Source organism: Mesotoga sp. BH458_6_3_2_1, from assembly GCF_003664995.1.
Lineage (GTDB): Bacteria > Thermotogota > Thermotogae > Petrotogales > Kosmotogaceae > Mesotoga.
This window is the reverse complement of the sequence record NZ_JFHL01000001.1, coordinates 39,680-64,547: the sequence shown is the minus strand read 5'-3', so window position 1 is coordinate 64,547 and position 24,868 is coordinate 39,680. Positions and strand designations below refer to the sequence as shown.

Below are 24,868 nucleotides of genomic sequence, written 5' to 3'. Positions count from 1 at the left end.
ATCGTGATCGAGATTAGAAACCTTACTAAGATTTATAGTGGAAGTGTAAAGGCAGTAGATGATGTGAGCCTTACCGTTAAAGAAGGCGAGATATTTGGCTTTCTCGGACCAAACGGAGCCGGCAAGACCACTACTATCAAAATGATAGTCGGTCTGCTTCAGCCGACATCCGGAAGCATACACATCGACAATATAGATGTTCTGACTTCGCCTGTGGAAGCAAAGATGAAGATGGGTTACGTTGCTGACGAACCGCTGGTTATGGAGAAAATCACAGGAATTCAATATCTCAACATGATTTCCGACGTGTTCTTGGTTCCTCCGAAAACGCGAGCAGAAAGGGCTTCGAAGCTCCTGCAGAATTTCAAGCTCTCAGATGCAATCAAAGATCCCGTTTCCACTTACTCCCATGGGATGAGACAGAAGCTTTCGCTTGTTGCTGCATTGATACATAATCCCGATCTATGGATACTGGACGAACCGATAGTAGGCCTCGATCCGGAATCGGCATTCATTCTTAAGCAAATGATGAGAAACCACGTGAAGGCAGGTAATACAGTATTCTTCTCCACTCATGTCATGGAAGTGGCAGAGAGAATTTGCGACAGGATCGCGATAATAAACAAAGGAAAGCTTGAGTTTGTAGGCGCCGTTGAAGAGCTTAGGAAGCTCAGAGGAAAGGGAAGCCTTGAAGAACTCTTCCTGGAGGTGACGGGTAGTGAGACCGAAAATGGTGATTTCTCTTACCTCGACGCTGATTAACGCTCACTACAACATACCTAGATCTCTCTATCATTTCAAGAAAAGAGAAAGACTCTGGGAACCGGCATTAATAATAGGCGTGGTACTCTTGATGGTCTTTTCTCTTGGGCCTCTTTACATGAGTCTGCTGAACACAATGTACGATCAGTATGACGCTGCGGGAATGAGGCAGCTCTTTCTGGCAGGACCGTTTCTCATAGCGAATCTCTTCGGGCTGATCATGGGAGTCTTCCTTATGATAAGCACTTTTTTCTTCGGGGATGACATGAGCGTCTTGATACCCCTGCCCTTAAAGTCAACAGAGGTTCTGATGTCGAAATTCCTGGTTGTGCTTATGGATCTCATGGTAATTTCGATTGCGGTCATTCTTCCTGCCTACATTCTCTACGGGATCAGATCTGGAGCCGGTATTTCATACTGGATATTCATGGCGATAATCTTTCTACTCAGTCAGGTGTTGCCCATAATGCTCTCGGCGATAATCGTTCTGCCGCTTTCGAGACTCTTCCGCTTCAAGAGATACAGAGACAGTATCGTCTATCTGATCAGCGCGCTTGTCATTATAGGCTCGCTTGTTTTTGTTTCCCTTACCAGCAGGGTTGACCCGAACATGAGCGCAGAGGAGTTCGCGAGAATATTCTCGAGCGAAGATGCAATACTAAACAAGACGGCCGGGGCATATCCGCCGACTATACTCGTTACAAAGGCCCTGAGCAAACCCTTCTTAGAGGGTTTGCTGTGGTTGCTTGCCTTCATTGGACTGCACGCTGCCGCTCTCGGAATCTTTCTCTTCCTTGGTCACAAATTTTACTACTCGGTCTATTCGAGCCTCCAAGAGAATTTTGCCAAACGGTCGAAACTTAAAGAAGGGGAGATAGCCGGTCTGATGGGCTTACAACAGACAAAGTTCTCTGCTCTCTATAAAAGAGAATGGTGGTACTTCCTGAAAGTCCCTGCATTCGCCTTCAACGGATTCGGAAATGTACTGGTCTTCCCAATTCTGCTCGTCATAGCGGCCGTTGCTGGCCAAACCGACCAGTTAGGTCAGATGCTGGATCAGTTTCAGCAGTACAAGCCACTCTTCGTTCCGGTCGGCGCACTGGTAGCAGCCGTTGCAGGAGGAATAAACGGACTTGCCTCCTCCATGTTCAGCAGAGAAGGAGATTTGATCAGGGAACTTAAGGCTCTTCCCGTTGACGTAAATGAAATCGTGAAAGTCAAATTCCTTCATATCGAGACGCTGAGTTTGATAGGACCGGCATTCGGCGCAGTCGCTCTTAGTCTGATCCTTGGTCTGTCTTTCTTAGAAGCGCTTGTTGTATTTGTTGTTGGAGCATTGACTCTCACATTCTTGAACATTCTACAAATGATAATCGACTCGATAAAGCCGATCCTTGAATGGGAGAACCCTCAGAGAGCCATGAAGCAGAACGTTAACGTCGCGCTTTCGATTCCGGTCGTCTTTGGTTACGTGGGCGGTCTTGGATATCTCGCGTTCTTGTTGAAGGACACCATATCCGGGACAATAATGACCATCATATTGACCGCAATCGCTTTAGTTGGTATTGTAGTCACGTGGCCTATACTTATCAAGAGAGCGAACAGGCTCTTTGCTAGAGATTTGTGAAAAAAACCGTGGTCGGTGGTAGCAGGTAGCGGGTTCGTAAGGGCAGGAGAAACGGCTGACCGTTGAATGGTTGTCCGTTCTCAGAAAATAACAGTTACAAGTTCCAAGTTGCACGGAGTTGCATGTGCGAATAAATTCGATCCAAACGGATGTAGGGGCGTGCGGCGGCACGCCCGCTATTGAGGATCAGTCTTCCCAAGGATAGAGATCGTCCTCCTCAATAGTTGAACGAACCTATTCTGTCTGAAAAGCTCCTGTTCAGGATCTGGGCTTATGAGAACGTAGTCGGTGGTAGCAGGTGGCGGGTTTGGAAGAGCAGGAGAAACAGGTTTACCGTTGGAAAGTTGTCCGTTCTCCGAGGGAAAGCATGCGGGTGACTGGAAAGAAACGTCGAGATTCTGAAACAAGTTCAGAATGACTGTATTTGACGTATTCGGAAAGCCCGCCGTCATGCTGAAACAATTTCAGCATGACGTGATGTGACGTTTTCGCAAAAGGCGCCTAAATGTTGAAACAATCTCAGAGTAACGTGATGCTGAAAAAGAACTAAGAACCTGGACGCGTAGCGTCGGAACGAAGAACCGTTTTTCTCAAAGGACAGGCACATGAACTCGAAAAGTGTACCAGGAATGTTTCTTGAGTTTCTCGCAGCGGCCAGCGGGTTCTTGTTCTTAAGCGTGCAGCGGCTCTTTCAAAGGACGGGTTCATGGTTTTGGACGAAGGACCAAGGACGGCTTCTTTCAGCACGATTGTAAGTACCGTTCTCGCAATCAAGTAACACTGTCATCCCGGACTTGATCCGGGATCTGGGCCTAAATATTCGAATTTAACTAAGACAAAGCCTGTAATTGGTCTATTAACGGAGGTTGAAGCATGGCGAAATACCATCAGAAAACAATCGAAGAAGTCATAAAGGAACTAGGCTCAAGCTCAAACGAGGGTCTCTCCGGGGCAAAGGCGAAGGAGAGAATCGACCAGTATGGCTTGAACGAGCTTACAGAGAAGAACAGGCGCAGCGCTTGGAAGATTCTTCTTTCACAGCTGAAGTCTGTGATGGTAATAATCCTGATTGTTGCTTCGGTGATCACGGCTTTCGTCGGTGAATTAAGGGATACGATAGTAATTCTAGCAATTGTAGCCCTTAACACCATCCTGGGGTTCACTCAAGAATACAGAGCCGAAAAAGCAATGGCCGCATTGAAGAAGATGTCCGTGCCCAGAGTGAAGGTAAGACGGGATGGGCAGATTGTGGAAGTAAACTCAACGGAGATCGTACCAGGAGATGTAGTTATACTAGAGGCCGGAAATATCGTGCCGGCAGATATGAGACTCGTCGAGTCAACCAATCTGAAGATTCAGGAGTCAGCCCTCACCGGCGAATCCGAGGCTGTGGAAAAGACCACGAAACCCATTGAAGAAGAGAACCCCTCTCTCGGCGACCGCAAAAACATGGCGTATTCCGGAACGGTTGTCACATACGGCCGCGGAGTCGGAATAGTGACTGCCACAGGAATGGAAACCGAACTTGGGAAGATCGCGACAATGCTTCAAGATACTGCCGAAACTCAGACCCCCTTGCAGAAGAATATCGACCAGCTAGGCAAGATTCTTGCCTTGATCGCGCTTGGAATAGTAGCCGTGATCTTCGTGATGGGCTTGTTGAGGGGTGAAGATCTCGAGCTTATGTTCATGACTGCTGTCTCCTTCGCAGTGGCCGCAGTTCCAGAAGGTCTTCCCACGGTTGTCACTATTGCGTTGGCTTTAGGCGCCCAACGGATGTTGAAGAAGAACGCTCTCGTACGGAAACTGATGGCCGTCGAGACGCTTGGTTCCGTTACCGTAATCTGTTCCGACAAAACGGGAACGATTACCGAAAACAGAATGAAAGTGACAGTCGTAGAGATGGCCGGACGCACACTGGACTTTGGAAAAGAAAATGAACCGGATCCCGAGGCACTTCCCGAAGATGACAATAAATCATTTGAAATAATGCTTACGGCGGCCGCGCTATGCAACGATGCCGAGATCAAACCTCCCGTCCACAAAAAGCAGCAGGTAGATGTGATCGGAGATCCCACAGAGGGAGCGCTAGTATATGCGGCTTACAGAGTCGGCATCGAGAAAAGCGACCTCGAACAGGCTATGCCCAGGATCCTGGAGATCCCTTTCGATTCGGAACGAAAGAGGATGACAACTATCCACGAGATCAGGGAGAATCCAAAGGGCAAGATTCCTGCAGACGTTCCAGAACACCTTCGAGAAAACGCAGTCGACAAATATGTTGCATTTACCAAGGGAGCCGTCGATTCTCTCGTTGAAGTCTGTGACAGAGTACTTGAAGGCGACGAGATACATGAGATAGGCGATGATTGGAGAAAAAGAATCATAGAGACAAACAACAACCTCGCGGCCAATGGTATGAGGGTTCTCGGGGTAGCCTTCAGGCCAGTGGATTCCTCGGAAGTCGAAGACAAGAAGGTCGAAGAAAGAAATCTCATCTTCACTGGTATATTTGGAATGATGGATCCCGCAAGAGAAGGGGTAAAAGAATCGATAACGACCGCCCGTGAAGCAGGTATAAGACCGATTATGATTACGGGCGACCATCCCCTGACAGCCGGTTATATTGCTGAGAGCCTCACCATGGTCGACGACAAGTCGAACGTCAAGATGGGTCGAGAAATCGAAAACCTTACGGAAGAGGAGCTCGACAGAGTGACCTCAGAGACCTCGGTATATGCAAGAGTTGCACCAGAACACAAACTTAAGATCGTCGACTCTCTTCAAAGGCAGGGAAATGTCGTCGCCATGACCGGCGATGGCGTCAATGATGCTCCCGCTCTCAAACAGGCCGACATAGGTGTGGCAATGGGCATAACGGGAACAGACGTAACAAAGGAAGTCGCCGATATGGTTCTCACCGACGATAACTTCACAACTATCGTCTCTGCCGTTCGTGAAGGAAGAACCATATTCGACAACATACACAAGTTCATTAGATACATCCTGGCGTCGAATTTCGGAGAGATATGGATCATGCTTCTCGGACCATTCTTCGGTATTTCTCTCCCTCTGGCGCCCCTTCAGATACTCTGGCTCAACCTGGTCACAGACGGAGTCCCTGCCTTGGCGCTCGCAGTTGAACCACCGGAAAAAGACATAATGAAGCGTCCGCCCAACCCGACGAAGGAACACGTCCTGGCAAATGGAAGATGGAACGTAATTCTTATAGGACTTTTACTCTCCGTATTCCCCCTTGGTGTCGGGTTGATTTACTGGATGAACGATATCAACGGGCCATGGAGAACGATGCTGTTTTCAACCCTTGTCTTCTCTCAGCTCTTCTTTGCATTGTCTGTGAGATCAAGAACGAAATCGATCTTCAACGCACCTTTCAAAGAGAATCCCTCTCTTATGTATGCAGTACTGGCGAGCTTCGGACTTCAGCTAGCCGTTATATATGTGCCTTTCATGCAGAGACTCTTCTCCACACAGGCTCTCGGAGTATGGGATCTGCTCCTTTCTTTAGCCCTCGGTAGCGCGATCCTCTGGATATACGAAATCAAGAAGCTGGTTACAAGAAAAAGGTAATAGACAATGGTTGTCCGTAGAAGGTTCACCGTTATCCGAAATAGATCAGTTGCAAGTTCCAAGATGCAAGTTGTGAGTTGCATGTGCAAATAATTTCGACCCAAGCGGATGTAGGGGCGTGCGGCGGCACGCCCGCTATTGAGGATCAGTCTTCCCAAGGATAGCGATCGTCCTCTTCAGTAGTTTAACGAACCGAATTCTGGCCAGAAGCGTGCCAGAATGATGCAAAGGACTGTAATCCCTAACTCGTTTCGGGATCTGCACTTCTGAAGAAGTGGTCGGGGATAGCGCTAGGGGGTCGGAAAGAACGGAATAAGACGCAAGGCTGGGCAAGAACAGCCCAGGTCGCAATGCTGCCTTCGGCAGGAGGCGATTTTGAAGCCAGTTCCGCTTCGCGGGAGAAGAGCCGCTGTGCGCTTAAGAGCGGAGAACCCGCTGACCACTGCAAAGAGCCGTACTTGGTCCTTCGTCCAAAACCATGAACCCGTCCTTCGAAGAGCAGTTAGGAGTTGACTGTTCCAAGTTGCAAGCCAAGAAAAAAACTTCTGATGCCGTTATGCTGAAACTAGAGTCGCCCTTTGAGAAAAACGGTTCTTCGTTCCGACGCTACGCGTCCAAGTTCTTGGTTATTCGTCCGAGATTTCGTCATGCTGAACTTGTTTCAGCATCCCAGAGGGTTCTCCGAATACGTCACATACAGTCATTCTGAACTTGTTTCAGAATCTCGATCCTTATTTCTAGTCGCCCACGGTCTTCGCGGAGAACGGAGAACCACTCAACAATCAACCAGTTTCTCTTGCTCTTACGAACCGCCACCTGCTGCCACCGACCACGGTTTCTCATAAGCCCAGATCCCGGATCAAGTCCGGGATGACGGTCCTTCCCGTTATTCTGGCATAATTCTGGCCTGAATCTCGATTCATAGCGAAAAACGAGGACTTTGCAAGAAGAAGAGAAACAATGAGAAGAACGAGAAAAATGAAATCCTGTGGAGCTCATCAAAGCATGATCCATGGAATAACTGCAGAGAAGATCGTTTCTTTCACTACACCCTAGACCCTAACTCAAGACCCGCTATCAATTCCGTCATGAACTCGTTTCAAGATCTATTCCCTTCGATGGGATCAACCGAAAAGGTGTTTTCTGTCACAAATCGTGTTATGTTATGGTATACTAATCAATTTACTAGGTGGTGATCAATCTTGAAAACGCAAATAGTCAGAGTCCCTTTCGAAACTCATTCGAGGCTTAAGGCAATGGCCTCCGCCAGTGGTGAAACAATCGGAGAAATACTTGCTAAAGCAGTGGAATCATATAGACGTGAGTTGCTCCTGGAAGATACAAATGAAGCCTTCTCAAAACTAAAAGAGCAAGCCGATCTTTGGAAAGGCGAGTTAGACGAGAGGGAAGAATGGGAAGGCTCACTATTAGACGGGCAAAGTGATCATGAATAGAGAGCTGCCTTTAAGAGGAGAAATCTGGTTGGCAAACCTCAGTCCAACTAGAGGAAGAGAGCAATCTGGATTTAGACCATGTTTGGTCATTTCGGTCGACCAGTTCAATCATGGACCTGCTGAGCTCGTGATTGTTGTTCCCTTAACGTCAAAGAACAAATCTATCCCGCTGCATGTTGAGATCTCCGGAGAGCAAACAGGGCTCGATGTAACAAGCTACATTAAGACCGAGGACTTAAGGTCAATCTCGAGAAATAGATTGGAGAAGAAGATCGGTCAGGTCTCAGAAGAAGTAATCCTCGACGTTCTGGATCGGATAAAGATTCTCCTAGATATCACATGAAACGATTGAGGGAGAATACCTGCTGCAACAAGAGCTCGTATCTTAGTCTATAAAAGATTTTCTAGTGGCCGGGTTGATTTCTCGTAGGCATTCATGTGATAGATTCTGGTGAATCTGGACAACGTTTTCCCCTAAGAGAATCCCTATATGAACTGCCATCTCAAAGTGCCGCTGAACGCTGGAAGAACAGTTCCAAGTGCCATGTTGCAAGGCTGTGAGTAGCCGAGAAAGAACATATTCGAGAGTTCGCTTCGCTCAAGAGAAGGCGAGGGCGAAAATGGGGACTGACCAGTTCCTAAGGTCCTTTTTTTCCGCGTAGAGGCAGAGATTCCAACCAGGACCTTTTTCGGGCGAACAGCCGTTCGCCCCTACAAAAGATTCGCATAATCGTCTGACATTGTCATCTGGTAGCATTTCTAGTAGGGGACTGATGGGCTTCTGACGTCCCCCCGTCCGTTTCACCTTAGGCGGGAGACATTTGCAGGTTCACCGTAAACGATTTTCCGAACTCCGAGCGAGAGGAGCAAAAGATATGCTGCACAGGAAGAACGTGAAGAGCCGGTAGACGATCCTCTTGATCAATGATCCCATTCAGAATCATGCACTTGTTATTGTTTTTCTGAGTGATTAGCCTACAGCGTTTCAAACAAGCGGTTCCTCCAGCGATAAGGGTCTTCATCTTGATCGTGCAGCAGTATTATAGAATAGTGTGTCGATTTCTTTCTGTAGGGGCGAACGGCTGTTCGCCCAAAAGAGTACTGATAAGGGAACCGAATAGGGGACTGACGGGCTACTGACGTCTGTCCCCGTCTATTCGTAAGTCCCTCACTGCGTCTTCCCGAAACAAATGTGCCTTTGCGCAAATCAATCCTATTTGGTTTTCATAACCCAGTTTTGATAACCCGTTCTAGTTAACCCGCATCTTATCACCCGCTCTTTCCGTTCTTTTCTCATTGGACCGTTGACGGCTAATGACTATCAACTCTCTCTTCTTCTCGCGAGCGAAGCGAGCGTCTCGACATTACATTTTCTCGATTAATCTTATCCAAGGATGGCTCTTCACAGCGATCAGCGTCTTCTAGCCAGCGTTCAGCGGATCTTGTGGCCAGCGAAGCGGAACTGGCCTGCGTCAGCAGCTGCCGAACTTAATCATCCCACAGAATCCTTCCAAAATGGTAATATATAGTAAGCAAATCTAACAAAGAAGGTCTTCCGGTTGAGAAAGAGAATCGTATTACTGCTGACTTATACATTCATTACTACAATAACCATCTCCATGTACCGCGTTGTCTATAACTTATATCTGAGGGAAATCGGTTTCTCAAACCACCTCATAGGCAACGTCACTTCTGCTCAGTTGTGGGGCTCGGCGATCATTGGACTGCTCACAGCTGTTCTCGCGGATACTATTGGAAAGAAGAAGATTCTCTTTCTCTCTGCGATTGTAGTTCCCGTTTCTGGAATAGCACTTGCATTCGTTGTCGATCCGACGTTAATTATCGTTTTGTCATTCATCAAAGGCGGTTTCACAGTAACTGCCTTTACAGTGGTCATGGCGACAATGACAAGCATAACAAAGACGGGAAACAGGGCAAAGGTCTTCGGTTTGAATTTCGGGATCAACATGGCAAGCGGAGTCATCGGCAATTTTATCGGCGGGGCCTTTGGAGATCTCTTCGGTCTTCAGACAACTCTAATAATCTCTATGGTTGCACATCTACCGGCAATCATACCGGTAATCAGACTCGAGATGACTGAATCGCGATCCAAGTTGAAGGAACTCTTCAACTTTTCGGGGCTTCAGCAAGACCAGAGGAAGGTGCTTACCTACTACTTCATTTCCACGGCAACGGTGGGTTTTGGAGCCGGGCTCTTCATTCACTTTGGAAATCTCATATTCAAGGACTTATTCAACATGTCGGCAACTGCTATCGGAATTGCCTTGTCCATTGCTCAGCTTGGAACGGCAGCCGGTTCAACACTCTCGCACAAGCTGGGTAAACGCTTTGGGGCACTGAAGTTCAACCTGATTATGCAGTTGCTTGTTATCCCGCTGATGCTCTCTCTAGTCATTGTGAGAGAGCCGATTCTTTTCACGATACTTTATGCCTTCAGATTCGTCTTCATGAACATAACTAACCCGATCATGACCTCAATTATCTTCTCTTATGTCCCCGATTCGAAGCTATCAACGGTATCGGGAATCAATGGCTTTCTGAACAATACAGTCAGGGCAGTGGCTGCAATGATCTTCGGGTTCATAGTCGGTACCACTATCAGCGGTTATACAGAGTTGTTCTTATTGAGCACTGCGTTTTATGCTGCAAATGCTTTCATCATCTTCCTGTTCTACAGGGATTTCAAGAATGAACCTAGAGTTCTGGAACTGTATGATTCGAAGAGAACACACTAATATGAGCTAGACACCTTCGGTGGCCAGTCGCGCTGCGCGCGGCCAGTCTCTGCCTTAGGCAGAGGCCAGTTCCGACTATGTCGGGCAAAGAGCAGTTGAACGCTATGAAAAACAAAAGTGAAAATGGGGACTGACCAGTTCCTAAGGTCTGTCCACTTTTTCGCGTAAAAGGCAGAGATTCCAACCAAGACCTCTTTCGGGCGAACGGCCGTTCGCCCCTACAAAAGATTCGCATAATCGTCTGGGACTTTCATCTGGTAGCATTTCGGGATGTTCTCACTCAGCCTTGCGTCCCGGCATGTTCTTCGCCGGCATTGCGACCGCTGATGAACCTCGGCGCATGTCAGTTTCTAATCTGCTCTTTCTAGTCTCTTATCTTCTTATGGAAATGACAGGCCGGGATAGCGGAAACTAGTTTCACGCTTTTTCTCTCAATAGTGAAACCAACTTCAATGATTTTTGCCTAACAGCAAAGACAGCGCGTGCTCAAGATACCCAAAGCTTTTGAGATGTTATAACTATCAATCGGGAAGGTTTTCTCTTTCCCCTTGCTAGTAAGTTTCACATCGTTTCATTACTCTTCTCTTGAGATTGCGAGTTATCATCTCATCGAATAAGGCAGCGAAGGGATTTTGTCACACAACTCTTGAAAGCTATATCGACAGATGGTTATAGAAACTGATGACACCAGAAAAGAGCAAATCCAGCTTGATTTTGGCACAAACTTGCTTTAGAATATCTGTTACTAAAACCACCAATTATTAGGAGGGGTATAATGAAAAACAGAAAAAGAGGATTTTCTCTGGTTGAACTACTTATCGTTCTCGCAGTTATCGCTGCGTTAATCGCCACAATCACTCCGGTTGCTCTGAATGCCATTCAAAAGGCCAAAGCAACAAAGGTTGGTCAAAATTTGAAGACACTGGCAAGCGCGTTTGAAAACTATGTTTATGTAAGCGGAGAAGTCCCAAGCAATCTTGAGGACATTGGGCGAGACATTGACGATACTCTGTACACTGTATTCTTTGACTATTCTTCAACTAGTGGAGATTATACGGTGGTTGTAAAGACATCAGAACAAGCCAACTCCGGGATAATGGCAGACTTGATTACAAACGCGGTTAGTGGGGATTATACTACCACAGGGTTCACAGAACTGACTTCGACCGGAAGTCTAGATGGAGCTGCCACGTATTATTATCTTTTCAATTTCACAAATTATTGAGTCTGTCTTCTCGTTATTACACATACAGCCCTCTTCGGAGGGCTTTTATTTTTTCAAGAGACTATCTAAGTGAGATTCAGATTGACTGATTTGTACTCCCATGACGAATTTTCAGTCCATGTCGCTTCTATATTGTTTGAAACCATTTCCACATAATCTATGCTTTTCAGCAAATTACTCTAAGACAACTCACATCAATAGCAAACGAATGATATAATTTTCGAAAGGACTTTTCGAGATGTTTAATGAGGGAGCTCTGCATACGTAAGTTTTTCTGAATCCGATTGGAATAGTGCTAGTCCGCCGGGGGAATGATATGCGAGACGAGGAAATGAGCAAATCATCTGGTTTAGAAGAGGTAAGTGAGAGAACTCAGTCAACGCGCATGAAAAGGAGCGGAGACTCTACAGTAGATCTAGTCTGCAAGATATCAAGCATTGTAAACAATTGCAGCGACCGAAATGAGCTGTCTGAAAGAATACGAGATAGTCTTATGGAAACACGCACTTATCTAGATGCTAAGATCTTCTTTAGCGATGAGATCATTTATTACTTGGATTCGAGCAGTCAGATAGTTAATCATTCATACGATTATTCTCCGACCGAAAATATACCTGCTTGCGCCCGCGATTTTCTGAAGAGCGATGAACTACTCTCAATCGCTTCTGCCTGCAAAGAACACGACTGCCCACTTGAGTCATCGAACTTAGAGAACGAGCATAGGTTCTCATTCAAACTGGAAATAAAAGAGAAGACCTACGGGGTCCTCTGCGTTAATGCTTTGGATCATTTGGCAATGGACAGTGAAGAGTTTCAGCTTCTGAAATGGATTTCAAGCGAAATCGCATATGCTCTAAAGAGAATCGAAAGAGAGGATTATTTAAAGACTGCGAAGGAAGAGCTTCAGAAATACAAGAAAAGCCTGAGAAATCTGTTCAGCGAAAATCTAGCAATTATGATCGTTCTTGATCCAGAAACTCGAAGATTTTTGAACGCCAACGATGCCGCTCTGAATTTCTACGGCTGGGATAAGGAGACTCTTCTATCGAAACGCATTGAAGATGTAAATACTCTTCCTGCGGAAACACTTGCCGAAGAAATGAAGAAGGCTTTCAATAGGGAAAAGATAAAGTTCGATTTCAAACATAGACTTGCAGACGGTTCTGTGAGAGACGTAGAGGCATTCAGCAAGAGAGTGGAAATAGACGGACATGATCGAATCCTTTCAATTATCCACGACGTGACGGATCGAAAGGTTGCCGAGAGGGAACTTCAAAAAACCGTGGAAGAACTGAAAAAGATCACTCTTACCGTCATTAACGCGCTTGAAGTCACTATGAATCTGCGGGATCCCTACACCGCGGGTCACCAGGTAAGGGTAACCGCACTGGCAATGGCAATAGCCGAGAGACTGTCTCTCGATGAAGAGAGACGGGATGCGCTACGTTTCGCTTCGATGATCCACGACGTCGGAAAGATAAAGGTTCCGTCGGAGATTCTGAACAAACCGGGAAAGCTGAACAGGCTTGAGTTCGCAATGATCAAGGAACACCCTCTGGTTGGCAGAAATCTCTTCACGGAAGTTGATTTCAAAGTTCCCATATCGGAAATCATCTACCAGCATCATGAACGTTTTTGAGAAACCGTGGTATGTGGTAGCAGGTAGGGGGTTCGTAAGAGCAAGAGAAACAGCAGACCGTTGAAAGGTTGTCCGCTCTCAGAAAAGAACGGTTACAAGTTCCAAATTGTGACTAATGTGCGAATGAATTCGATCCAAACGGATGTAGGGGCGTGCGGCGGCACGCCCGCTATTAAGGATCATTCTTCCCAAGGAACCGACTCATCAAGTCATCCTGAAGTGCTCCTCTTCAGGATCTGGGTTTTTGAAAAAGTGGTTAGGGGTAACGGCTAGGGGGTTCGTAGGAGCAAGAGAAACTGGTTGACCGTTGAATGGTTATCCGTTCTCAGAAAATACGGTTGCAAGTTCCAAGTTGTGAGTTGCATGTGCGAATAGATTCGATCCAAACGGATGTAGGGGCGTGCGGCGGCATGCCCGCTATTAAGGATCAATCTTCCCAAGGGTAGAGATCATCCTCTTCAATAGTTGAACGAACCTGACTTGTCTTTCTGTCGGGATTCTCTCTGTCTATCTGCCATCTCAAGGGGTTATTCTCAATGTACTCACGAATTCGATTCAGTTCTTTCTCACTGCGGATGACATGTTCATAGTAATTTCGTTGCCAAATAGATTTCCCGGGTGTGCCGCGAAGTTCGTTCACTCGAACCGTTGCAGCTGCTTTGAAACCCGACACGAAAGAACCAATCGTCTTTGGTTTTATAGTTCTTCTTTCTGCTTCCAAACAGTTGCCGACAATCTCCCTTTCGCCTCCATGTATCGCTACAATCCCGTGCAGGTGATTTGGCATTATCACAAACGCATCCAGTTCGATTTCCTTTCTGACTTCTGCAGATCTTAGCCACTCTTCAGCAACGATTTTGCCAATGCTATTCAAGATTACTCTGCCATCAACCATGGCTCCCAACAAACATTGCCTACGATGCGTACATATTGTCAAGAAATATGCTCCGGTTCGAGAATAATCATACTCCTTCAGTCTAATTGACCGCCTTTTGACAAGACTTTCATTGTGTTCCAAAACGCAACCCTCCGAGATCTTTTTGCTCTCACGGGCGAACGGCCGTTCGCCCCTACAGAAAGAAATCGACACACTATTCTATAATACTGCTGCACGATTAAGAACTAAAACCCTTATCGCCGGAAGAACCGCTTGTTTGAAACGCTTAAGGCTAATCGCTCAGAAAAACAATAAGAAGTAGAGTAGCGTGAAAAAAGAATGGCCGTCATCCCAAGTCACTCATACCGACCCCATACTTTGCCATCCTCGTGCTTCTGTATAGGATCTGGATCTTCTATCTGTGAAACTGCTGCTCTTGTTTCCTAATCAGTACTCTTTTGGGCGAACGGCCGTTCGCCCCTACAAAAGATTCGCATAATCGTCTGACATTGTTATCTCGTAGCATTTCGAATAGTGGACTGACGAGTTCCCAACCGTATGTCACCGTCTATTCCGCTAGAACCGACAACCCCAGACCCGGTTCTCCGTATGTGAGGTCCCTCCTTTTGCACGGTTCTCTTTCGGGCGAACAGCCGTTCGCCCCTACAAAAGTACTGCACAATCGTCTAGGACTTTCATCTGGTAGCGGTTTATCGTAAGTCCCTCACTGCATCTTCCCGATGCTGACGGTTGACAGTCAGTGATTATAACTCTCGTCTTCTCGCGAGCGTCTCGACATGCTCTTTCTCGATTCACCCTCTTTTCTGCCCGAAGTAGTCGGAACTGGCCCACGTTAGCAGACTGGCTTACAGTGAGAGTCTTTCCTTCTCATCTATCCGTTTCCCTTCCTCGTCGACTGCGCACGACTGTCCATCGATAATGGCCGTTCGAACTGCCCCTTTGGCGACTGACATCTTGCTCAAACCCGGAGCATCGAGGATGCCCAGTTTGATAGCCGCGTAAATAGTCTCGGGCGACGTGAGTTCACCTGTTTTGATCTTCTCCATTGCCTCTATGATCGTAGCAGATTCACTCTTTAGGTATTCCTTGTGATCTTGAATCACTTTATCCTGCTTGAAGTCGGGAAGTCCTTTGATTGCCTCGTTTATTGCCTGTTTAGCCATCTTGACGCTTTCTATTATTTCCACATCGGAGGCTCTTCTTGTCGCCTCGCAGTATGCAACGACATGAACGATCTCCGGGTCCATTTTCATGGCAGTGTACACAGATGAAACGAGCTGGCCCCTAGCCATATCCGGGTCGGCTGGAAGAGACATCAATCCTGGCCTTACCATCGTAACCGGTGTGAAGTTCTCATCCTTCAAGGATTCGATCAACTCTTTTTTTGCAAGCGCCTTTGCCAGATCCATTCTTGGAGAGATTCCCGGCGGCGTGTTAAACATGTATTGTGCAACGTACACTTTTACGCCGAGCCGCTTGGCGGAGAGGGCTGCTAGATACGCTGTAGTCACTTCTATCGAAGCATGGCAGTATCTTAACGCCCACTGATGAGCCTCGTTTATCTCTACCGGGATTCCACTTCCTCCGTTCCACGCGATCGCTCCCTGATTGTCTCTTATCGCTTCGAGCAATTCACGATCCGACCTGCCGTCAAGCTGCGAGTACCAGGTCAGAGGAACTGCAGTCCAAGCGTTGTTTATTGTTTCTTTGAAAAGAAGCGAGAACTTGAGAAGATCTCTCGTTCCTGAGTAACAGCGCATCAAGGGGTAGTTACCTATCCGGCTAGCCTTATACATTCTTTCAAAATCCTCTCTCGTTCTGAAGGGAGCGCCGCCAGCACCGTCTTCAGAAGAGATCATGTTCTCCTGCTGGAAGAACCATTGCTGGCAGTTCTGATCCGGCGCTAACGAGATAATGTCTAGTAAGCCGGATTCAGCGAGATTCCTTACTGCCCCTTCCGTTGCTTCAACGGTCTCCAAGCCTATATGATGCCTTATCAACGGATAGGGCTTCTTAGCAGTTATCCTTTCGAGAAGTGTCTGAGGGTAATCAACCTCTCCTTTTGCATCGGTCCTGCCCCTGAGGAACATAACGACTTCTTCCGGCATTTCGCTACCATCGAAGACCTTCTCGAAAAGACCGCTCCTCTTTGCTATTTCCGCGGTCTCAACCGTTCCGCCGAAAATCAATCTTTTCTCAATACCCCTGTTCTCCAGCGACATCTTAAGCTCCCTGAGAAGACCTTCGCAAGACTCTTTTCCCAGCCTGTAGCTCACCGCAACGATGTCCGGAGAAGCCTCTTCTATGCTATCCAACAGTTTGTCTATACCTATCACGCTTCCAATGTATATAGTCTCGTAGCCTTCTTTACCGGCGAGATTAAGGAAATTCAGAATGCCTGCTGTATGAATGTCGCTTCCGATTGCTCCCGCTAAGATCTTCATCTTAGCTCCCTTCCTCGACGTACTTGAGTAGATCTTCTACAGATAGTCTGTCTATACCGAGGTTCTCCAGTGTTCGACCTTCTTTCCAGAAGTCCCTTCCAATTACTGCTCCAGCTATGTTTATTACCGAATCGATTATTCTTGTCTCCACTCCAAGTTTCCTCCCAAAGCAGCTCATAGGAACCAGGCTCATAGGAACATCTTCCATTATGTATCTGTTCTCTATGCTTATCGGGGCCATGATCCCTCGGTAGCCCTCATTGCTGTGAATGGCCGTATAGAGATCGTCACCTTTGACGTCATACGCGTAATCAAGCCACTCTCTGGCACCCATTGCAACGACGCCCAGTTTGCTCGTGACTTCGCAACGTTCTTTGTCGAGCTCCTCCAAAACTCTTGCAACAGAGGGGCTTATACCTTCGAGGTAGAACTGGAAATCTCCGTGCTTCGTCTCTATCCAACCCGCGTTCATCAATATTGCGCCGGGATGAAAGACGGCACCAATATTGTTGAAACTCGTGTACAGCACGTTCTTTGCAAGTGTGAACTCTGGCATTATCTCGTTGATTATCGGTAGAATTGCCTCGTTGTCCTTTGAAGGAAGTACGGAAACAGGAACTGCATTCTTGATTCTGAATATTCTTACCATCCCCGGGCCGGAAATACGTGAAGCAAAGACGAACGTTTGGGCCTCGGCAATTACCACTTTCTCTCTAGCTCCCTTCTCCCTGAATATCTTGTCAAACTCCAGCGCCCCTCCTGTGCGGCCCGGATTAAGAACTATGATTTGCCCTTCCGTAACGCAATCGGCCAGTTCGCCGGCAATCTGAGCATGAGCAAAGGCAGGCACAACCACCATGATTGCCTCCACACCATCTACTGCCTTCTTCATATCCGTTCCAACGTATCTCAATTTAGCTTTGCCACTCGACTCGCCTTCAACCCTGATCTTGCGGTCAGTCATTATAGGTGAGATCCTCTTCTGGCTCCTGTTATAAAGCGAGACATCGTGCCCTCTCATCGCAAGAACTGCCGAAAGAGCCTGCCCACCATTGCCTGCACCGACTACTGCTATCTTCATAGAACCACCTCCTCAATCCCCTGTCTAGAAAAGAAAAAAATAACACGGAAGCAACTAGTTTTAAAGCTGAAACTTCAGTTCGTATTCCGATTATACAAGAATCTTCTTTGTGAACTAAGTGAAGGCGATGTCTCGCGCGATATGCAACGAATGCACAAAATTGGCTGCAGAAGTTAAGTTTGGAGATTTGGCACCATGTTATAATAGTTTAATGAGGAATCTGAGGATTTAATCAAATTGGTTCAAATCCGACTTCACGATGAAAAAGGATGGAGGTATTCAGAATGAGCGGAATTGCTGTCTTCTATGGAGGCACAAGAGAAATGGCAAAGTCCTCACTGTCTCTCCTTGGACATAGAGGGAGCAGAACAACAGTTCTGGAAACAGGACAGAAGATAGGCATGGGCGCAGTTGTCAGCCGGGCCTTCGACAGCAAAATGAGCATTTTCGAAGGAGATGGCGAGTACGTTGTCTTCGACGGTTTTCTCAGGAATCATCCGGACACAGCTTGGCCAGAGAAGATAATGAAATTGTATAAGGAAAGTGGCAGGGGGTTTCTGAAGGAGCTGGACGGTTCATTCGCCTTTGCAATTTATACAGACAAAGAGACTCTTATCGCCCGTGACCCTCTGGGTCTAAAGCCTCTGTACTACGGCTATATCAATGGATACATAGTATGCACATCAGAAATGAAGGCTCTGGCGCCCTTCTGCAACGAAGTAAAAATCTTCCCGCCGGGTCATTATTATTCCTCTCTCGTGGGCTTTGAGAGATATTCTTCTCTTGAAGACCTGCTTACGGAGGAACCCGTCATGAGAAATGAGTATGAAGCAACGGAGCTGCTTCGAACATCTCTTGGAGAGGCCATCGAGAATAGAATCTCTTCGATCAACTCAGACCCTATCGTATTTCTTAGCGGTGGGCTCGATAGCAGCTGTATAGCGGCTGTGGCGAGTTCTCTTAATGGATCGCTTAGAACATTCACCGTTGGAAGCGGGGATGGAAAAGACCCAAAATTCGCCAGGGAAGTCTCCGAGTATCTCGGGACAGACCACAGTGAATATACTTATGATTTCAAAGAGATGCTTAGGACTCTACCGGAAGTCATCTACCACCTTGAGTCGTTCGATCCTCCCTTAGTAAGGAGTGCAATTCCAAACTACATTGTGGCGAAAATGGCTGCAGAAGAAGGTAGTTCCTTCGTCTTCATGGGAGAAGGCGCAGACGAACTCTTTGCCGGTTACGAGTATATGAAAGAACTACCATCTTCAGAATCTATAGATGAAGAATCTTTGCGGATAACGAGAAACGGTTATCGTTCGGGCTTTCAGCGCAATGACAGGATGTCCCTAGCATTTGGGATCGAGTTCGACGTTCCGTTCATGGACCCTTCAGTTGTGAATCTCGCATTCTCAATTCCCGTCGATTGGAAAATCCACGGGCCTGAGAAGACCGAGAAGTGGATTCTCAGGAAGGCATTCGAGAGCGAACTTCCCAAAAGTGTCGTATGGCGAAAAAAGAGTAAGTTCAGCGTCGGCTCAGGCTCATCGCACCTAATGAAGGAATATGCTGAAGAGAAAATAAGCGATTCCGAATTCGAGACTGAAAGGCGAGAGAAAGGAATTAGGTCGAAGGAAGAACTTCTTTATTACCGAATCTTCGACGACTTGTTCCCTTCCGGATGCGCCGCGAAAACAGTTTATAGAAGCTGATTATTGCAGTTGTTTTTGGAAAGCTCATAATTCGATAATGAATGGCTCGTTCGCGGGAGACGTTCTTATTACGGCTTCCAGGTAAGGAAGCCCTGCGACATCTTCGAGATTGCAGCAGACCGACGAGCCAGAACCGCTCACAAACCAGTAATTCGTGTTCCTTCCTTCAATGCAGCTAATCAGCTCTTTCATTCTGGGGTCGCTGTTTATTCTGTAGATCTGGTGGATACTGTCGTGAGTATATCTGAAGGCTTCGATCAGATTGCCTTTGGCGACTTTCGAAATGAACTGAGAAACATTCTTCAGGTTGTTTATCGCGTCCCTGAAGGGAACCGATTCAGGAAGCGCCTTTCTCATCTCACCGGTGGAAAGCTTGAATTCGGGCACAAGAAATGTCAGCCTTTGATCAGTCATTTCGAATTTCTCATAATCAAGTGTTTCGCCGTCATAGTAGGAAACCACAAGCCCTCCAAGCATACAGGGAACGATGTTGTCGGGATGACCTTCAATCTCCGTTCCGATCTGGAGAAGTGTCTTCATGGGAATACTCCCGCCGGTCACGATGTTCGCAATAAACAGAGCTGAGGCTATCGCTGCGGCACTTGAACCCAGGCCGCGTGCCGGTGGAATATTGCACTCCTGGATTATCTGAACGCCAGGAACGGCTTTGCCAGTAACTTTCTCGAATCCCTTTATCGCCTTTTCGAATAGTCCTTCGGAGTTCTCGATCTCCTGACCATATCTTCCTATGCACAAGACTTTCAACCTATCTGCCTTCTCAAATTGCACGACATTATGGAGCTTCAAAGCCATACCGACAACATCGAATCCGCTTCCCATATTTGCCGTTGTGGCCGGTGCCCTCAGCCTCATTTCAGGCCCGCCTCTTTCAGGACAGCATCCAGACTGTTCTCTACTACGATGGGCTTATCTACGGACTTGAGAACGGCGTCGGGATCTTTAAGTCCATTACCTGTCAGGGTACAGACAACGAGATCACTTGAACAGAACAGACCCTCTTCGGCTTTTCTCAGAAACCCGCCGAAAGAAGCTGCAGAAGCCGGCTCACAGAAGACACCTTCAGAAGCCGCAAGAAGTCTCTGCGCCTCGAGGATTTCTTCGTCGGTCAAAGCCTCGATCACTCCTTCCGATTCGTCTCTTGCAGCAACTGCTTTCTTCCAACTCGCAGGGTTACCAATTCTTATCGCGGTAGCTATCGTCTCGGGGTTATCGAAGACTCTGTCATATACTATCGGTGCTGCCCCTTCGGCCTGGAAGCCCATCATCTTGGGCAGGCCGTCTGAAAGACCACTTTCGTGATACTCTCGATACCCCATCCAGTAGGCAGTAATATTACCGGCATTTCCTACCGGTATGAAGTGATAATCGGGAGCCCTTCCCAGAACGTCTACTATTTCGAAGGCAGCCGTTTTCTGCCCCTCAAGCCTGTAAGGGTTGAGACTGTTAACGAGAGTAACGGGGTAATTCTCCGATATACTCTTCGCTAGTTCAAGGCACTCATCGAAATTCCCATCTATCTGAATTACCTTTGCGCCATAGATCATCGCCTGAGCAAGCTTGCCTAGAGCGATCTTTCCCTCCGGAATCAAGATTATCGACTTCAAACCGGTCCTTGCAGAGTAAGCGGCTGCAGAGGCCGAAGTGTTTCCAGTGGAGGCACAAATAACAGCCTTTGAGCCCTCTTCTATCGCTTTGGCTATCGCGAGGACCATTCCCCTGTCTTTGAATGATCCAGTAGGATTAGCTCCTTCGTACTTCGCATAAACATTTAAACCGAACTTCTTGCTCGCCTTTTCCAGATGTATTAGAGGAGTATCACCTTCAAGGAGTGAGACTCTCGGGGTCTTCTGCGTTACAGGCAGGTACTTCTCATAGGTCTCTATTACACCTCTCATACAATCTCCTCCAAGCTGAAAGCACTGTGGATAGCGTTTACCGCCAGATGAACCATATTGCTGTCGATAACAACCGATATTCTGCTGTTGCTGGCGCTGATCATATCGATATTGATTCCTTCATTGGCAAGAGTCTCAAAGAGAGTCGCAGCGATTGCCGGAGTAGCAGTCAAGTTGACTCCGACAATAGAAAGCTTTGCGATTGAACTTTCCACAGTTATTTCTTTGGCCTCGCTTCTTGTCTTAAGGATATCCTGTTTCAGCTTTGAGAGATCGCTCCCGTGTATAGTGAAGGCCATTGTGTTAAACTCCCCGCTCCTCATGCTCTGTATTATCATGTCAATATTCACGTTCTGCTCTGCAAGAGTTTTCAGAACTCTCGCAGCTATTCCCGGTCTATCAGGAACTTCTTGCAGAACTACTTTCACAATCTCGTCATCAGAAGTTACTGCTCTAACAATAGGCTGTTCCACTTTCGATCCCCTCCATATTAGCGTGCCTCTAGCATTCGAGTGTGCGTTTTTCACAAGCACTTTAATATCGTACTTTCTGGCAAATTCAGATGCTCTGCTTTGAAGCACCTGAGCACCCTGCTTTGAAAGCTCTATCATCTCTTCCCATGAAATCTCTTTGATCGGTCTGGCCTTCTGAACTATCCTAGGATCGGCCGAATAGACACCGTCTACATCCTTGTAAATCTCGCAGAGTTGTGATCCCAGCGCTTTGGCCAACACAACGGCCGTAAGATCCGAGCCTCCTCTGCCAAGAGTCGTAATCTCGCCGGTGTAGGTGGATCCCTGGAAGCCGGCCACAACTGGAACGTACCCGTTTGATAGGTATCTGTTTATAAGATCGGCGTCTATTCCGACGATTCTTGCATTCGAAAAATTCGAATCGGTCTGAATTCTCGCCTGATTGCCCGAAAGTGAAATCGATTTCATCCCGAGCACCTGAATCGCCATTGCAACAAGGGCAATGGACTTCTGCTCTCCTGTTGCCAGAAGCATGTCCATCTCTCTACCGTTCGGTTTGCTGGATATCTCTTTCGCGAGTTCATGAAGCTTGTCTGTCTCAACACCCATAGCCGACACAACTATCACAGGCTTGACACCACTAAGGACCTTTTTCTGTACCCTCTCCGCAACATCCTTTATTTTCTCTGCCGAGTCGACTGAGGTTCCACCAAATTTCATTATCACAACTGAGTTACTCTGCTTCTCTGCGTATCTCGATGCCCTGAGAATGTCTGAAATGATCGCCGTTGCAGTTGGTTGAGCTCCCGCCCCCTCTCCCCTGAGAATAAATCTTCCCGAGAGATCCGTCTCGACCTCTATGGCGTTTTCAACCCCATCTACGCTCCAAAGAGGATCATTCCTTTCAATCTCCTGCGGCTGAACTGAAGCTACCTCTCTTTCGAAATCAATTGTCCCGATCAATTTGAGCTTTTTCCCTGCGGTTGCTGCTCTCTCAAGATCGCTTTTATCTATTCCTTCGATGCCCTTTGTTTCAATCGTGGAAATACCGGGGAAGACGCCCGTTTTGACGCCGGTGAGCACCGACAGCTTATAAGCGGCATCGTAGCCCTTCACATCGCTCGTTGGATCGGCTTCCGCATAACCCTTTTCCTGAGCAATCTTCAGAGCCGAAGCGTAGTCCATTCCCTTCTGCATCTCGGAAAGTATGAAATTCGTTGTGCCATTCAGAATACCCCGAATACGTTTGATCCCATGAAAGATGAGATAGTCCTCGAGAAGAGAGATGATAGGAATACCCCCGCCGACGGCCGCTTCGAAGAATAGGCTCTTTATCGGAGAGCTGTTTGTGAATTCGTTACCGAATTCCGAAATCAGCATTTTGTTGGCCGTCACGACCGTTCTATTCAGCTCGAGAGACTGCTTTACAAGCTTTCTTGCGGCTTCGCTCCCGCCAATCGTTTCTACAACTATGTCGCTATTGATAATAAGATCTTCAAAATCCTCAGCGACCAGATCGGATGGGATACCCAGTTTTTCGTACTTGCTATGAGTCCTGGTTATTACCTTGGATACGATACACTTTCTCCCAGATCTCTTCTCGATCTCATCTCCCTTGTCTTTAAGAATTGCATAGACACAGGACCCGACAGTGCCAAGTCCGGCAATCCCGATTCTCATATTGTTGCACCCCCTCCTGAAGCAATGAAGCCACTAACAATCAAAAGTATACACCGTAAAGACGTTGTCGGGGGTAGCGGTTAGTGGTTCGTAAGAACAAGAAAAACTGGTTGACAGTTGAAAGGTTCTCCGTTCTCAGAAAATAACGGTTGCAAGTTCCAGTTGTGAGTTGCATGTGCGAATGAATTCGATCCAAACGGATGTAGGGGCGTGCGGCTGCACGCCCGCTATTAAGGATCAGTCTTCCCAAGGAACCAACTCATTTTGTCATCCTGAAGTGCTCCTGTTCAGGATCTGGGCTTCGAGAAACCGGGGTTGGGGGTAGCGGGTTGGTGGTTGGAAAAAGCAAAAAATTAGTTCCAAGTTGCAGTTGTCAGTTGTAAAAAGAAGAAACGCAGAAGAAGGCAAATTGAAGCAATCTGATCAGAACCAACTCATCAAGTCATCCTGAAGTGCTCCTGTTCAGGATTTGGGCTTATGAAAAACCGTGGCCGGTGGTAGCGGGTAGCGGTTCGTAAGAACAAGAGAAACTGGTTGACCGTTGAAAGGTTCTCCGTTCTCAGAAAATAACGGTTGCAAGTTCCAAGTTGTGAGTTGCATTGCAAATAATTTCGATCCAAACGGATGTAGGGGCGTGCGGCGGCACGCCCGCTATTAAGGATCAATCTTCCCAAGGATAGAGATCGTCCTCTTCAATTGTTGAAAGAACCTGACTTGTCTTTCTGTCGGGATTCTCTCTGTCTATCTGCCATCTCAAGGGGTTATTCTCAATGTACTCACGAATTCGATTCAGTTCTTTCTCATTGCGGATGACATGTTCATAAACGATTTTGCCAATGCTACTCAAGATTACTCTGCCATCAACCATGGCTCCCAACAAACATTGCCGCGATGCGAACATTTTGTCAAGCTATCGCGGGCGAACAGCCGTTCGCCCCTACAAAAGAACTGCATAATCGTCTGGAATTATCATCCCATAGCATTTCGAATAGTGGACTGACGAGTTCCTGACCGTATGTCACCGTCTATTCCGTTAGAACCGAAAAAACCAGACCCGGTTCTCCGTATGTGAGGTCCCTCCTTTTGCACGGTTCTCTTTTGGGCGAACAGCCGTTTGCCACTACAAAAGAACTGAATAATCGTCTGGAATTGTCATCTGGTAGCAGTCTATTGTAAGTCCCTCACTGCGTCTTCCCGAAGCAAATCTGCCTTTGCGCAAATCAACCCTATTAGGTTTTCATAACCCGGTTTTGATAACCCGTTCTTGCTAATTCGCTTCTTATAACCCGCTCTTTACGCTTTTGTCGGAGAACGGTGGACGGTTGACAGTCAGTGATTATAACTCTCGTCTTCTCGCGAGCGCAGCGAACCTCTCGACAATGCTCTTTCTTGACTGCTCTTATCGAAGAAACAGAGTTCTTTCTAAGGTTCAGACGGTATGTAGTTGTTTCAGATAGCAAATCTAGATTCTGAAATGAGCTCAGAATGGCGGAATTGATACCGGGTCTAGGGTCTTGATTATCGGGGCTGGCGAAGAAAATCAGCCGACTCATAAACTACTCAAAATGCTACTGTGCTACCTTCTCGAAGGGCGGGGGACCGTTGACGGA

At 47.1% G+C, this 24,868-nt stretch carries 15 protein-coding genes and 1 pseudogene; 9 read left to right on the top strand and 7 right to left on the bottom strand.

The genetic code is table 11. The features are described from left to right. Positions 1 to 3: 3 nt before the first annotated feature. From Y697_RS00280 to Y697_RS00240, 8 genes are all read left to right on the top strand, one after another. Complete coding sequence (locus tag Y697_RS00280; RefSeq protein ID WP_121549722.1) at positions 4 to 762, top strand: ABC transporter ATP-binding protein; 759 nt, start codon at positions 4 to 6, stop codon at positions 760 to 762. Then, positions 719 to 2,389: a putative ABC transporter permease subunit gene (locus Y697_RS00275; RefSeq protein ID WP_121549721.1), complete on the top strand. Its 1,671-nt coding sequence runs from the start codon at positions 719 to 721 to the stop codon at positions 2,387 to 2,389. The genes Y697_RS00280 and Y697_RS00275 overlap by 44 nt, the downstream gene beginning before the upstream one ends. Before the next feature lie 873 nt (positions 2,390 to 3,262). Beyond that, positions 3,263 to 5,980, top strand: coding sequence for a cation-translocating P-type ATPase (locus tag Y697_RS00270; RefSeq protein WP_121549720.1), 2,718 nt, complete (start codon positions 3,263 to 3,265; stop codon positions 5,978 to 5,980). Between the two features lie 1,202 nt (positions 5,981 to 7,182). After that, positions 7,183 to 7,434 (top strand): hypothetical protein, encoded by a 252-nt coding sequence (locus Y697_RS00265; RefSeq protein ID WP_014730083.1) that lies wholly within the window; start codon positions 7,183 to 7,185, stop codon positions 7,432 to 7,434. Continuing rightward, positions 7,427 to 7,777 (top strand): type II toxin-antitoxin system PemK/MazF family toxin, encoded by a 351-nt coding sequence (locus Y697_RS00260; protein ID WP_014730082.1) that lies wholly within the window; start codon positions 7,427 to 7,429, stop codon positions 7,775 to 7,777. The genes Y697_RS00265 and Y697_RS00260 overlap by 8 nt, the downstream gene beginning before the upstream one ends. Before the next feature lie 1,216 nt (positions 7,778 to 8,993). After that, the gene (locus tag Y697_RS00250; RefSeq protein ID WP_121549718.1) at positions 8,994 to 10,190 is read left to right on the top strand and encodes an MFS transporter; all 1,197 of its coding nucleotides are present in this window, start codon (positions 8,994 to 8,996) and stop codon (positions 10,188 to 10,190) included. Between the two features lie 775 nt (positions 10,191 to 10,965). Beyond that, positions 10,966 to 11,415 carry a type II secretion system protein gene (locus Y697_RS00245; protein WP_121549717.1) on the top strand — a complete coding sequence of 150 codons (450 nt, stop codon included), beginning with the start codon at positions 10,966 to 10,968 and terminating at the stop codon, positions 11,413 to 11,415. Between the two features lie 316 nt (positions 11,416 to 11,731). Then, a complete protein-coding gene (locus tag Y697_RS00240; protein ID WP_121549716.1) occupies positions 11,732 to 13,054 on the top strand; it encodes an HD domain-containing phosphohydrolase in 1,323 nt (440 codons plus the stop codon). 427 nt (positions 13,055 to 13,481) lie between these two features. On the opposite strand, the gene Y697_RS00235 is transcribed toward Y697_RS00240, so the two are convergent. The 3 genes from Y697_RS00235 to Y697_RS00225 all read right to left on the bottom strand — a co-directional run bounded on the left by Y697_RS00235 (position 13,482) and on the right by Y697_RS00225 (position 17,477). Continuing rightward, on the bottom strand, positions 13,482 to 14,072 hold the full coding sequence (locus Y697_RS00235) for a transposase (protein WP_121549715.1): 591 nt from the start codon (positions 14,070 to 14,072) through the stop codon (positions 13,482 to 13,484). Positions 14,073 to 14,797: 725 nt separating this feature from the next. Beyond that, on the bottom strand, positions 14,798 to 16,396 hold the full coding sequence (locus Y697_RS00230; protein WP_121549714.1) for a methionine synthase: 1,599 nt from the start codon (positions 16,394 to 16,396) through the stop codon (positions 14,798 to 14,800). A 1-nt stretch (position 16,397) separates the two neighbouring features. Then, on the bottom strand, positions 16,398 to 17,477 hold the full coding sequence (locus Y697_RS00225; protein ID WP_121549713.1) for an NAD/NADP-dependent octopine/nopaline dehydrogenase family protein: 1,080 nt from the start codon (positions 17,475 to 17,477) through the stop codon (positions 16,398 to 16,400). A 284-nt stretch (positions 17,478 to 17,761) separates the two neighbouring features. Between Y697_RS00225 and Y697_RS00220 the strand changes: the two genes are divergently transcribed. Further along, positions 17,762 to 19,189, top strand: a complete 1,428-nt coding sequence (locus Y697_RS00220) for an asparagine synthase-related protein (RefSeq protein ID WP_014730073.1) — start codon at positions 17,762 to 17,764, stop codon at positions 19,187 to 19,189. A gap of 24 nt (positions 19,190 to 19,213) precedes the next feature. On the opposite strand, the gene Y697_RS00215 is transcribed toward Y697_RS00220, so the two are convergent. From Y697_RS00215 to Y697_RS00200, 4 genes and pseudogenes are all read right to left on the bottom strand, one after another. Continuing rightward, on the bottom strand, positions 19,214 to 20,062 hold the full coding sequence (locus Y697_RS00215) for a homoserine kinase (protein WP_121549712.1): 849 nt from the start codon (positions 20,060 to 20,062) through the stop codon (positions 19,214 to 19,216). Further along, positions 20,059 to 21,105 (bottom strand): threonine synthase, encoded by a 1,047-nt coding sequence (thrC, locus tag Y697_RS00210; protein WP_014730071.1) that lies wholly within the window; start codon positions 21,103 to 21,105, stop codon positions 20,059 to 20,061. The genes Y697_RS00215 and thrC overlap by 4 nt, the downstream gene beginning before the upstream one ends. Beyond that, complete coding sequence (locus Y697_RS00205; protein WP_121549711.1) at positions 21,102 to 23,258, bottom strand: aspartate kinase; 2,157 nt, start codon at positions 23,256 to 23,258, stop codon at positions 21,102 to 21,104. Before Y697_RS00205 ends, thrC begins: the two co-directional genes overlap by 4 nt. Positions 23,259 to 23,919: 661 nt before the next feature. Next, positions 23,920 to 24,081 (bottom strand): annotated as a pseudogene (locus Y697_RS00200) (transposase); the annotation flags it as partial. Positions 24,082 to 24,868: the final 787 nt, after the last annotated feature.

Coding starts and splice junctions, on each gene's coding strand:
- Y697_RS00245 (WP_121549717.1), top strand. CDS start 10,966: ATGAAAAACAGAAAAAGAGGATTTTCTCTGGTTGAACTACTTATCGTT.
- Y697_RS00215 (WP_121549712.1), bottom strand. CDS start 20,062: ATGAGGCTGAGGGCACCGGCCACAACGGCAAATATGGGAAGCGGATTC.
- Y697_RS00230 (WP_121549714.1), bottom strand. CDS start 16,396: ATGAAGATCTTAGCGGGAGCAATCGGAAGCGACATTCATACAGCAGGC.
- Y697_RS00240 (WP_121549716.1), top strand. CDS start 11,732: ATGCGAGACGAGGAAATGAGCAAATCATCTGGTTTAGAAGAGGTAAGT.
- thrC (WP_014730071.1), bottom strand. CDS start 21,105: ATGAGAGGTGTAATAGAGACCTATGAGAAGTACCTGCCTGTAACGCAG.
- Y697_RS00225 (WP_121549713.1), bottom strand. CDS start 17,477: ATGAAGATAGCAGTAGTCGGTGCAGGCAATGGTGGGCAGGCTCTTTCG.
- Y697_RS00205 (WP_121549711.1), bottom strand. CDS start 23,258: ATGAGAATCGGGATTGCCGGACTTGGCACTGTCGGGTCCTGTGTCTAT.
- Y697_RS00270 (WP_121549720.1), top strand. CDS start 3,263: ATGGCGAAATACCATCAGAAAACAATCGAAGAAGTCATAAAGGAACTA.
- Y697_RS00220 (WP_014730073.1), top strand. CDS start 17,762: ATGAGCGGAATTGCTGTCTTCTATGGAGGCACAAGAGAAATGGCAAAG.
- Y697_RS00260 (WP_014730082.1), top strand. CDS start 7,427: ATGAATAGAGAGCTGCCTTTAAGAGGAGAAATCTGGTTGGCAAACCTC.